Genomic DNA, 10,888 nt, shown 5'->3' with positions numbered 1-10,888 from the left:
CGGCGATCAACGACCCGGCGCAACGAGCCTAACTATCGGCTCATTAACTACCCCGAGCATGTCTCATTTGACTTGACAAGTTCCGTCTCTGCCAGCACGGCGATCGCGGCCAACGCCGCCTGGGCGCTCCAGAACCGGCCCGACCGCACCAACGGCGCCCAGATGCCGGTTGCGGTGAACGCCCCCGCAAGAGGCCAGCCTGCCGAACGCCAGATCTCCTGGGTACGGGCGGAACCCCGAGCCTGGTAGACCGCGTAGGCAATGGATGAGGCGAAAATGGGAAACCAGACGGTGAACGCGTAGGCGGCCGGCTGAATCACGTTGGGCGGCGCGTCCTCACCCCGGAACCGTGGACCGTAGAACGTGGGCAGGAGCACCTGAGCAGCAGCCGCCGCACAGGTAAGCACTTGACGGGAGGAATCTCCCGAAACCACTGCCCACACACGGTGAGGGCTGCTGGGAACGATGGCGGTCATGAGAGCTCCCCGGACGGTGAGGTTGGGCCCGGCCGTGGAGCCCGTCGGCGTGTGTTGTGAGAAGGCTGAGCAAGCCCCTGCCGAGTACCGCCAGAGACGATGCGGGCCGACCCTGCCGATCTTCACGGCTAAACATGGCATCAGGGTAGAGTGTCACCGGGCTGACGGCAACCCTTGGAGCGCCTTTGTTGTCAGCCGGTGGAGCTCGCCCCGTTCAGCCTCGTTGAGCGCGTGGAACCTCCTGAAAAGGGATTCCTCCCGGTCGGGCTGCAGCCGATCGATCAGCCAGCAGCAGTTGGAACTGCGCGGGGTTCAGTTGAGGGGCGGGTGCAGAGGCGACACGCTGGGAAGTGTTCGAAGCCGAGGTAGGTCGCAGAACAGGCGGAAGCCGCAGAACGTAGGTCTTGGAAAGGGCGAATGTTCTAGCCTGCCCAGGCGTGGTCGAGCAGTTGCTGGATGAGTTGGTTCCTGTCGATTAGAGCGCGAAAGATTAGCGGGCGCGACTCCCGGTAGGAGCGGGAGGGATGAGTTTCCTCAAGGTAGAGGCTAGGAGGGCTGACAGGTCATCCGGGCTGGGGATGATCGCGCCATTGCGGGGTTTTTCCAGGGTGTAGCGCAGAATTCCAGGGATGATGTGAGCGAGCATCGTACTTTGTTGGCGGATCATGGCTTCCGTTTCACCGGCTTGTGCGAGGCGGCGGAGGCGAAGGTAGAGAATATCGCCTACCTCCTCGTGAATGATGGAAAGCCGTTCCATTTCTTTCTGCATCAGCGACGGCGTTTGGCTGATCATCTTCATGCGCGAGGCGATGAGTTCAGCCTCGGCGGTTTCGCCGGGCATGAGTGCAGCGAGAAGGCCCAGCAGGTCGGCGAGAAGGTCCGGCGAGTCGGAGGCGAGGAACTCGCGCACCTTGTGCTCGTCGAGACTGGGAGGTGCGCTTCCGAGGATTGCCGCGTCTTTGGTGCCGTAGTAGTTGAAGAAGGTCCGTTGGGATACGTTGCTTGCTGCGCAGATCATGTCGACGGTTACGGCGTCGAGGCCGTGTTCGAGGACAAGCGCGACGGCGCTCCGTTCGATGGTGAGTGCCGTCGCTGCTTGTTTGCGCTGGCGAAGCCCGGGTTGTTTGGGGACTGCCATGCGCGGTTCCTCCTGTTGAAATTCGTTGCACTCCCCATCAGGGAGGGCTGCTCGAGTCCTGGGTGTGGCTACTCGTAGCGTAGCGAGTCGATAGGATTTTTCCGGGCGGCCCTGCTTGCGGGAAGGGTTCCGGAGATGAACGCGATGACCATGATCAGGGCAATGATGCCGATGATCGCGGAGGGCTCGAAGAGCAGAATCTCCAGCCCGGGTAGGGCTTCTAGGGGACCTGCGCTCAGGGCTGCGTTGAGGGCGGTTCCGATGACGACGGCCGTGGGGGCTCCGGTAGCGCTGCCGAGGAATCCAATGAATGCCGCTTCGAAGCTGAAGAGGAAGAAGACCCTGCGGCTGCGCATTCCCATAGCTTTCATGAGCCCGATCTCGCGTGTCCTTTCCTGCACGCTCATCAGCAGCGTGTTCACGATTCCAAAGGCCGCAGCGATCAGGGCGACGATGGCGAAGGCGTTGAGTACACCGACGATCCCGTCGATGACGGTTCTGATGACGCCGAGCTGGTCCATGATGGTTTGCGCCCCGTAACCGGCGTCGGTGATCACGTCATTCAGCGCCTGGATCGAATCTTCGGATTGGGACGAATCGAAGTAGGCCACAGCGAGGGGGTAGCGGACCGGCCCGGCGTCCACTCCCGCGGACTGTAGGTCCGCTGCTTCGGCGACGAGGGCGGGGTTCGCGCCTCCTCCGGAGGAAAGCAGGCTTTCCTGGGCTACCCCGGCGACGACAGCAGAGATCTGGTGCTGCGCGCCGAGGACGTCGGTCAGTCCTAGCTGAACGGTGGCTCCAACGGCGTCCTCCGGACTCGCGAAACCGAGCGATTCGACGTAGTCGGCAGGAATCATGACCTCGAGGGTGGAGGCGGCTTCGGAGAGTTGCTTGCCGGCGAGTAGGTCAGCCCGGGTGATCGACGAGGTGGGGTTGATGCTGAACTCGTACTCCTGCCCGCCCTCGTGCTGGATGAAGTCGATGGCGACTGCTTGAACCGGGTCCACGCTGAGGATGCCGTTGATTTGGGCCAGGGTGGAGAGATCGGCATCGGTGAGAGGGTCGCTTTGTCCTGCTCCGGGTAGTCCGGGAGCGCCGGTGCCGGAGGACGCACTCGAGGTGGCAGGGTCGTAGGTTGCGGGCCCTTCCGTGGTCGTCGGGGCCGCCCGGGTGACGATGAAGACGTCGTCGGTACCAAGACTTGCGACCTGCTTCTCAACGTAGTCGGTGACTCCTGCTCCTACTGCGGTGGTCAGGGTCAGTGTGAAGGCGCCGATGAACAGGGCGAGGACGGTCAGGGTTGTGCGGAGCTTGCTGCGGAACGTGTTGCGTACTGCTGTCGTGACCAGGTCGATCGTTTTCATGCTGCGGCACCCGTCCTGGAGGTTTCGGCGGCGATGGCGCCGTCGCGGATGATGATTTGGCGGTCGCACCGTGCGGCGAGGTCCTCGTCGTGGGTGACGATGACCAGAGTGATCCCGAGGTCCCGGCTGAGGGCGAATAGGGAGTCCTCGACGACCGTCCCCGTGGCAGTGTCCAGGTTGCCGGTGGGCTCATCGGCGAAGATGACATTGGGTTCGTTGACCAGCGCCCGGCTGATGACCACGCGCTGCTTTTGCCCTCCGGAGAGATCAGTAGCTTTGTTCGAGGCCTTGTCTGCAAGTTCGAATTGGTCGAGGACCGTCAGTCCTCGTTCCTTGCGCATCCCGGCCGGCATTCCTGCGATCTTCAACGGCAGCGTGACGTTGTCCAGTACGGAGGTGCCAGGCGTCAGGAAGAACTGTTGAAAGACGAAGCCGAACTCCTTGTTCCGAAGCTCGCTGATTCTCCTCGGTGAGAGCGATAGTGCATCCTGCCCCGCGAAGGAGACCGTTCCCGCATCCGGCGTATCTAGCAGGGCGATGATGTGCATCAATGTGGACTTCCCGGAACCGCTCTTGCCGACGATCGCTACGCTCTCACCCTGCCCAATCTGAAGAGAGACGTCGCGCAGCGCCTCGAAACGACCAGTTCCCGAACCGTAAGCCTTGCTGATGTTCCTGACGTCGATGATCGGTGATGCGGTCATCGTTGCCGCCGAGTTGTCTTGGTCATGATCACTCCCGATAAAAAATATACAGTTACTGCATTATATAACACAGTCACTGTATTTTTCGGTGATTTTGATGCACAATTTGGCTACCCATCGGGGTGCCGGCGTCGACGTTCCCTCCGCCCCGGTTCAGCAGCGAGGCTTCTCCTGTCGTAGGGTGCCGCAGCCTTGGTGGGCGTGGGTGGTCCAGCCCCACCAACCTGCCGATGTGCTTGAATAAACTATTGATAAGCGATAGTTTGATACTGGTATTCAACTGAGGGAGATGGCATGGGAAAGCTGACAGTTGTCGCGTTACGCATTGTGCTCACGATGATGTTCGCCGGCTCGATTTTCATCCAGGTGGTGATGGTTCCGCTGCTTGGGCTTGATCTGAGCGAGGCCGATCCTGACGTCGCAATGATCCGCACGCCGCTCGTCGTCTTCACCGTTCTCGGCATTTTCGCCATCCAGGTCGCTGTGGTGTGCGTGTGGGGACTTCTCACGATGGTGCGCCGAGGAACAGTGTTCTCCTCTGACGCCTTCCGACTGGTCGATGTGGTGATTGGCGCATTTACGGCCGCTTCCCTGTTGGCGTTCGGGCTCGGTGTAGCCCTTGCGCCGGGAGAAGCCGTCGCTCCCGGCGTCGTCCTGTTGATCGGTGGAGTGGCGGTGATGATTGCCGCTGTGGCCCTGATCGTCCTCGTACTGAGGGCTCTGCTTGCACAGGCGGTCGCCCGCGACGTTGAGGTTCGCACCCTTCGGACCGAACTGGATGAGGTGATCTGATGTCCATCGTCGTGCGCATCGACGTCGAACTGGCCAAGCGGAAGATGAGCGTGGGGGAGTTCGCCGAACGCATCGGCCTTACGCCGGCGAACGTGGCAGTGCTAAAGAATGGTCGCGCCAAAGCGGTCCGGTTCAGCACCCTGGAGGCCATGTGCAAGGTGCTGGGGTGCCAGCCTGGTGACTTGCTGGAATGGGTTGATGACGCGGACGGTGTCCTCCGTCAGCCGGACGACGACGCCGCTGCCTCGGACTCCGGACGCGGAGAGGTTCCGTTCCCTCGCTGAGGGCGCCGGCACGAGTACAGCGCGGCGTCGGCACGAGCACAGTGCGGCGCCGGCTGATGTGAAACGTGCTTGTCCTGCGCCGGAGACTGAGCGAGAGCTGATTCGGGACCGCTCGACGGCCGGCCTGCGATGTTGGCTATCGACCGCGACCCGGGTGGCAGTTCCGTGCCTGTCGTCCGTCAGTACGCTGGGACGCATGACCGGGCAGGAACCGGCCCTGCCCAGGGCCGGTGCGGTTTCCCACGGCGAGGGCCTTCCTGAGGACGCCGCCGCCGATTCCACGCGGGTCGAGGACGGTGACACGCCGCGCCTGGCCGATATCGGAGCTCTCGATACGTCCCTGCGCAGTACTGAACAGCGGTCCCGCACCTTCACCGGGATCCTGGTGAACACCGCCCTCGCCAACATCACGACCAGCTACCTATGGTTTTCCCTGACATTCTGGGTATATCTGCAGACGCGCAACGTGATCGCTACCGGGGTCATCGGCGGCGCCTACATGCTGCTGATCGCCCTCTCCAGCATCAGCTTCGGCACCTTCGTGGACCGGTACCGCAAGCTGGCCGTGATGCGCTTCGCCGCCGGCTTCACCCTGGTGATGTTCGTGCTGTCCGCGGTCATGTTCCTGCTGACACCCACCGCCTGGCTGCTGGACCTGACGCGGCCATGGTTCTGGGTCTTCACCCTGGTCGTCCTGACCGGCGCTGTGGTGGAGAACATGCGCAACATCGCCCTCTCCACCACGGTCACCATTCTCATCGAGCCGGACCGTAGGGCCAACGCCAACGGGCTGGTAGGCATGGTGCAGGGACTGATGTTCATTGTCACCTCAGTACTCTCCGGGCTGTCGGTCGGGCTGCTGGGCATGGGGTGGACGGTTGTCGTCGCGGTCGTGCTCACGGCACTGGCTTTCCTCCATCTGCTCACACTGCGCATGCCTGAGGAGGTAAGGCCTGCCGCCACGGATGCGCACGGCGCATTCGACCTCCGCGGCTCGCTCACCGCCGTGCTGGCTATCTCCGGGCTGTTCGCGCTCATCCTGTTCTCCTCGTTCAACAACTTCGCCGGTGGCGTGTATTTGGCGTTGATGGACCCGTACGGACTGGAGATGTTCTCCGTGGAACTGTGGGGGACCTACTTCGCGCTCGGCGCCACCGGGCTCATCGTGGGCGGTGCGCTGATCGGCAGGTTCGGGCTCGGGTCCAACCCGCTATGCACCATGCTCTTCGCGGTGAGCCTCCTGGGTGTCTGCGGTGCAGTGTTGACGCTGCGGGAATGGGCGTGGCTGTATATTGCCGGGATCTGGCTGTATCTGGTCCTGGTGCCTTTCGTGGAGGCCGCCGAACAGACCATCATCCAGCGGGTGGTGCCCCTACATCAGCAGGGCCGGGTGTTCGGATTCGCGCTGGCGTTCGAGTCCGCGGCAGCGCCGATCACCGCGTTTCTCGTCGCTCCGATCGCCCAAATCTGGATGATCCCCTACTCGCGGTCCGCCGAGGGTGCCGCCCAGCTAGCCCCACTTCTGGGCGAGGGCATTTCCCGCGGCATCGCCCTGGTGTTCCTGTGCGCCGGGATCACCATCGCGGCGGCCGCACTGCTGGCTTTCCTGACGCCGGCCTACCGCCGCGTCTCGGCGTCGTATGCGCAAGCGGCCGCAGAGACTCCGAAGGCGACACCTCTCCCGTTCGACCCGTGACGGGGAGGTGACGGGGGAATTCCGGTGAGCCTGGCGCGACGACGCAACTTGAGCCCCTGACGCTCAACCCCATTTTGCCTTTCCTTCGGACGCCGGTATAGTTGAGTGCAGAACGCTCAATCTACGCGCCCATCGATTGGACGGAGCTTGAGTGCTCCCCCATTCGGGCTTTCGAAAGGAAATTGCATGTCACGTGCAGTAGGCATTGACCTCGGAACCACCAACTCGGTCGTCTCGGTTCTCGAAGGCGGCGAGCCCACCGTGATCGCGAACGCCGAAGGCGCCCGCACCACGCCGTCGATCGTCGCATTCTCCAAGTCCGGCGAAGTACTGGTCGGCGAGATCGCCAAGCGCCAGGCCGTCAACAACATCGACCGCACCATCGCCTCCGTCAAGCGCCACATGGGCACTGACTGGAGCGTCAACATCGACGACAAGAAGTACACGGCGCAGGAGATCTCCGCCCGTACGCTCCAGAAGCTGAAGACCGACGCCGAAAGCTACCTCGGCGAGAAGGTCACCGACGCCGTCATCACGGTCCCCGCGTACTTCAACGACGCCGAGCGCCAGGCCACCAAGGAGGCCGGCGAGATCGCAGGCCTCAAGGTGCTGCGCATCGTCAACGAGCCTACCGCCGCGGCACTCGCCTACGGCCTCGACAAGGGTAAGGAGGACGAGCTCATCCTCGTCTTCGACCTCGGTGGTGGCACGTTCGACGTCTCCCTCCTCGAAGTGGGCAAGGACGAGGACGCGTTCTCGACCATCCAGGTCCGGTCGACCGCCGGTGACAACCGCCTCGGCGGCGACGACTGGGACCAGCGCGTCGTCGACTACCTGCTGGCGCAGGCCAAGGCCAAGGGCGCCGATCTGTCGAAGGACAAGATCGCTCTCCAGCGCCTGAAGGAAGCAGCGGAGCAGGCCAAGAAGGAACTTTCCTCGGCCACCTCCACCAACATCTCGCTCCAGTACCTGTCGGTCACGTCCGACGGTCCCGTCCACCTCGACGAGCACCTGTCGCGGGCCAAGTTCCAGGACCTCACCAAGGACCTCCTTGACCGCACCAAGAAGCCGTTCCGCGATGTCATCGCCGAAGCCGGGATCAAGGTCGCCGACATCGATCACATCGTCCTCGTCGGTGGTTCCACCCGCATGCCAGCCGTGGGCGAACTCGTCAAGGAACTCGCCGGCGGCAAGGAGCCCAACAAGGGCGTCAACCCCGATGAGGTCGTCGCCGTCGGCGCCGCCCTCCAGGCAGGCGTGCTGAAGGGCGAGCGCAAGGACGTCCTGCTGATCGACGTCACCCCGCTGTCCCTCGGCATCGAGACCAAGGGCGGGATGATGACCAAGCTGATCGAGCGCAACACGGCCATCCCCACCAAGCGGAGCGAGACCTTCACGACGGCGGACGACAATCAGCCGTCCGTGGCCATCCAGGTCTTCCAGGGTGAGCGCGAATTTACCCGCGACAACAAGCCGCTGGGCACCTTCGAACTCACCGGCATCGCCCCGGCCCCCCGCGGCGTTCCCCAGGTCGAGGTGACCTTCGACCTCGACGCCAACGGCATCGTGCACGTGTCCGCCAAGGACAAGGGCACCGGCGCGGAGCAGTCCATGACCATCACCGGCGGCACTGCCCTGTCGAAGGAGGACATCGACCGCATGGTCCGCGAAGCTGAAGAGCACGCGGCCGAGGACAAGACGCGCCGTGAGGCAGCCGACACCCGCAACGGTGCCGAGCAGCTGGCTTACTCCGTGGACAAGCTGATTTCCGACAACTCGGACAAGCTGCCCGAGGAAGTCAGGACCGAGGTCCAGGCCGACGTCGACGCCCTCAAGAAGGCGCTCGAGTCCTCGGACAACGACGCAGAGGTGAAGACCGCCTTCGAGAAGCTGCAGGCCTCGCAGACCAAGCTGGGCGAGGCCATCTATGCCTCTGCCCAGCAGGAAGCCGGCCAGCCAGGCCCGGATGCCCCTGCCAATGACGAGTCCGCTTCCGCCGGCGCCGACGAGGATATTGTTGACGCCGAGGTTGTAGACGAAGACACCAGCGAAAAGAAGTAATTATGCCGCACCACGGAAACGAAGAAGAGCATCAGTCGGAACCGGTAAGTTTTCAGGACAACCGCAAGATTGACCCTGAAACGGGCAAGGTCCGTGGGCAGCAGAACGACGCCGGCGGCCCGGCACCGGGAATTCCGGTGACCGGGGGGCCTGCGGGTGCGTCGGCCTTCGATCCTGGGGCACCGGACGCTGAGGAGCTCGGCCCCGATGTGCTGGACGGCGAGGTGTTGGACGCAGCGGCGCTGAACCCCGAAGCATCCGCCGCACAGGACGAAATGGACGGCGATGCCCTCGCCCAGGCCGAAGCCATCCTCAACGAGGCAGGCGCCGGCGGCGAGTCCAACCCGGCGGTCGACGTCGTCGCGGAGCTTCGCGACGACCTGCTCCGGCTGCAGGCCGAGTATGTGAACTACCGTCGCCGCGTCGAGCGTGACCGTGACGTGGCCCGGGACCAGGCAGTGATCGGTGTACTCAACTCACTGATGCCGGTGCTTGATGACATCGATGCCGCGCGCCAGCACGGCGACCTCGCCGAGGGGCCGTTCGCTGCGATCGCGGGCAAGCTCGAGAACGTCCTCAAGGCGTACGAGCTGACACGCATCGACGAAACCGGTGTGGATTTCGACCCGAACATCCACGAGGCACTCATGCAGCAACCCAGTGCAGGGGTGACGACGGACAGCGTGAACCAGATCCTCCGGTCGGGGTACCGCAAGGGGGAGCGCGTCCTCCGGGCCGCCCAGGTGATCGTCGCGGTTCCGGAGTAAGCGTCACCATGAGCGTCGGAGCAGTTCCCGAACGGCGGCAGCGAAATTCCGTCGGGCCTGGCGGACCTCGGAATATTAAAGCCGCCTTCCTCGGGAACTGCTCCGCCTCCGCCGCTTACTCACCCACGTTCTAGAAGCTAGTACAAGGAAAAGGAGACACCAATTGGCTAGTCAGGATTGGGTCGATAAGGATTTCTACAAGATCCTCGGTGTCTCCAAGGACGCGTCAGGTACTGATATCAAGAAGGCCTACCGGAAGCTGGCGCGGAAGCACCACCCCGACCAGAACGGTGGGGACGCAGGCTCGGAGCGCATGTTCAAGGACGTCTCCGAGGCCTACTCGGTCCTCTCGGATGCCGAAGAGCGGCAGCAGTACGACGCCATCCGGGCCATGGGCGGCGGAGCGCGGTTCTCCGCGGGCGGGGCAGGCGGTGCCGGCGGCCAGTCGGGCGGTTTCGAGGACGTCTTCGGGAATCTCTTCGGGCAGGGTGCCGGTCCCCGGACCCGCAGTGGAGCACGCGGCTCCAACGGCTACAGCAACCTCCCGCCCGAGTTCGCCGACCTCTTCGGCGGTGGGAGCGGCGGCGGCTTCCCCGGGGGTTTCCAGCCTCCGCCGCGCAAGGGCGCCGACCGCACCGCGAACACCACCATCTCCTTCGCCGGCGCCATTCGGGGAACCACGGTGGGCCTGCGCGAACCGTCCGGCGAGCAGATCGACGTCCGCATCCCCGCCGGCATCAAGGAGGGCCAGAAAGTACGGGTGCGTGGCAAGGGCCAGACGGGCCCGGCGGGCACGGGCGACCTCATGGTCACCGTGCACATCAAGGATCATCCGTTCTTCCAGCGCGACGGAGACAACATCCGCGTGCACGTACCCGTCACGTTCCCCGAGGCCGCACTCGGAGCGCAGATCGAGGTGCCCACCCTGTCAGGTGACCTGGTGCGGATGAAGGTCCCCGCAGGAACTCCCTCCGGCCGCACGCTCAGGTTGAAGGGCCGCGGTGTCGCGACCGCAAAGAGCGCAGGTGATCTCCTGGTGACCATCGACGTCGTGGTTCCACAGAACCTGTCGAAGGAAGCCGCCGCTGCGGTGGAAGCCTTCGCGAAGGCGACGGCCGACACGAACCCGCGCGGCACCCTGGCCGAGAAGGCACGGCTCTGACGGGCTGGTCCGACCCGCAGGCCCTGCGGACATGAGAACTTGGCCATGAGAACTTGGCCACGAGAACGTTGATCAGGTACGGCGGAAGGAGGTGTCCGGTATGGAGTCATCACTTCCCATCTACGTGATTTCCGTGGCAGCCGAACTCGCTGACATGCATCCGCAGACCCTCCGCCAGTACGACCGACTCGGGCTCGTGATCCCCAGCAGGGCGCCCGGGCGCGCCCGCCGCTACTCCCAGAAGGACGTCGGAACGCTCCGGGAAATCCAGAGGCTGTCCCAGGAGGGTGTCTCCCTCGAGGGGATCCGGCGGATCCTGCAGCTCGAGAACCAGGTGGCGGCCCTGCAGTCCCGGGTGCAGGAACTGAGCACCGAGCTTGCACTCCGCCGTGGCCAGCCGGATTCGAGCCGCGTCTTCGCGGCGGGCCTCGCCGGCGACGTCGT

General features: G+C 64.0%; 11 protein-coding genes. 7 read left to right on the top strand and 4 right to left on the bottom strand.

The features are described 5' to 3' along the window. Window positions 1-47 precede the first annotated feature (47 nt). From Y704_RS0106630 to Y704_RS0106615, 4 genes are all read right to left on the bottom strand, one after another. Entirely contained in the window at window positions 48-476 is a 429-nt protein-coding gene (locus Y704_RS0106630; protein WP_155850242.1) for a hypothetical protein, read from the bottom strand. 490 nt (window positions 477-966) lie between these two features. Beyond that, window positions 967-1,614: a TetR/AcrR family transcriptional regulator gene (locus Y704_RS22675; protein WP_051476770.1), complete on the bottom strand. Its 648-nt coding sequence runs from the start codon at window positions 1,612-1,614 to the stop codon at window positions 967-969. A 68-nt stretch (window positions 1,615-1,682) separates the two neighbouring features. Further along, entirely contained in the window at window positions 1,683-2,978 is a 1,296-nt protein-coding gene (locus Y704_RS0106620) for an ABC transporter permease (RefSeq protein ID WP_026549530.1), read from the bottom strand. After that, a complete protein-coding gene (locus Y704_RS0106615; protein WP_026549529.1) occupies window positions 2,975-3,682 on the bottom strand; it encodes an ABC transporter ATP-binding protein in 708 nt (235 codons plus the stop codon). Before Y704_RS0106615 ends, Y704_RS0106620 begins: the two co-directional genes overlap by 4 nt. Window positions 3,683-3,976: 294 nt before the next feature. Here Y704_RS0106615 and Y704_RS0106610 point away from each other — a divergent pair, with 294 nt between their 5' ends. From Y704_RS0106610 to Y704_RS19480, 7 genes are all read left to right on the top strand, one after another. Beyond that, window positions 3,977-4,474 carry a DUF2975 domain-containing protein gene (locus Y704_RS0106610; RefSeq protein ID WP_026549528.1) on the top strand — a complete coding sequence of 166 codons (498 nt, stop codon included), beginning with the start codon at window positions 3,977-3,979 and terminating at the stop codon, window positions 4,472-4,474. Further along, window positions 4,474-4,758 carry a helix-turn-helix domain-containing protein gene (locus Y704_RS0106605; protein ID WP_026549527.1) on the top strand — a complete coding sequence of 95 codons (285 nt, stop codon included), beginning with the start codon at window positions 4,474-4,476 and terminating at the stop codon, window positions 4,756-4,758. The genes Y704_RS0106610 and Y704_RS0106605 overlap by 1 nt, the downstream gene beginning before the upstream one ends. 196 nt (window positions 4,759-4,954) lie before the next feature. After that, on the top strand, window positions 4,955-6,454 hold the full coding sequence (locus tag Y704_RS0106600) for an MFS transporter (RefSeq protein ID WP_081747446.1): 1,500 nt from the start codon (window positions 4,955-4,957) through the stop codon (window positions 6,452-6,454). Window positions 6,455-6,640: 186 nt separating this feature from the next. Continuing rightward, window positions 6,641-8,515, top strand: coding sequence for a molecular chaperone DnaK (dnaK, locus tag Y704_RS0106595; RefSeq protein ID WP_026549525.1), 1,875 nt, complete (start codon window positions 6,641-6,643; stop codon window positions 8,513-8,515). Between the two features lie 2 nt (window positions 8,516-8,517). After that, complete coding sequence (locus Y704_RS0106590) at window positions 8,518-9,282, top strand: nucleotide exchange factor GrpE (RefSeq protein ID WP_026549524.1); 765 nt, start codon at window positions 8,518-8,520, stop codon at window positions 9,280-9,282. Between the two features lie 163 nt (window positions 9,283-9,445). Next, window positions 9,446-10,444: a DnaJ C-terminal domain-containing protein gene (locus Y704_RS0106585; protein ID WP_026549523.1), complete on the top strand. Its 999-nt coding sequence runs from the start codon at window positions 9,446-9,448 to the stop codon at window positions 10,442-10,444. 100 nt (window positions 10,445-10,544) lie between these two features. Continuing rightward, window positions 10,545-10,888, top strand: a 344-nt coding sequence (locus Y704_RS19480; protein WP_035771857.1) for a heat shock protein transcriptional repressor HspR, incomplete at its 3' end; no start/stop codon positions are given.

The sequence above is a fragment of the Arthrobacter sp. Br18 genome, from assembly GCF_000520555.1.
Lineage (GTDB): Bacteria > Actinomycetota > Actinomycetes > Actinomycetales > Micrococcaceae > Arthrobacter_D.
The sequence above is the reverse complement of the archived record's forward strand: the minus strand, read 5'-3'. Positions and strand labels throughout refer to the sequence as shown.

Coding starts and splice junctions, on each gene's coding strand:
- Y704_RS0106605 (WP_026549527.1), top strand. CDS start 4,474: ATGTCCATCGTCGTGCGCATCGACGTCGAACTGGCCAAGCGGAAGATG.
- Y704_RS0106615 (WP_026549529.1), bottom strand. CDS start 3,682: ATGACCGCATCACCGATCATCGACGTCAGGAACATCAGCAAGGCTTAC.
- Y704_RS0106620 (WP_026549530.1), bottom strand. CDS start 2,978: ATGAAAACGATCGACCTGGTCACGACAGCAGTACGCAACACGTTCCGC.
- Y704_RS0106590 (WP_026549524.1), top strand. CDS start 8,518: ATGCCGCACCACGGAAACGAAGAAGAGCATCAGTCGGAACCGGTAAGT.
- Y704_RS22675 (WP_051476770.1), bottom strand. CDS start 1,614: ATGGCAGTCCCCAAACAACCCGGGCTTCGCCAGCGCAAACAAGCAGCG.
- Y704_RS0106630 (WP_155850242.1), bottom strand. CDS start 476: ATGACCGCCATCGTTCCCAGCAGCCCTCACCGTGTGTGGGCAGTGGTT.
- Y704_RS0106600 (WP_081747446.1), top strand. CDS start 4,955: ATGACCGGGCAGGAACCGGCCCTGCCCAGGGCCGGTGCGGTTTCCCAC.
- dnaK (WP_026549525.1), top strand. CDS start 6,641: ATGTCACGTGCAGTAGGCATTGACCTCGGAACCACCAACTCGGTCGTC.
- Y704_RS0106610 (WP_026549528.1), top strand. CDS start 3,977: ATGGGAAAGCTGACAGTTGTCGCGTTACGCATTGTGCTCACGATGATG.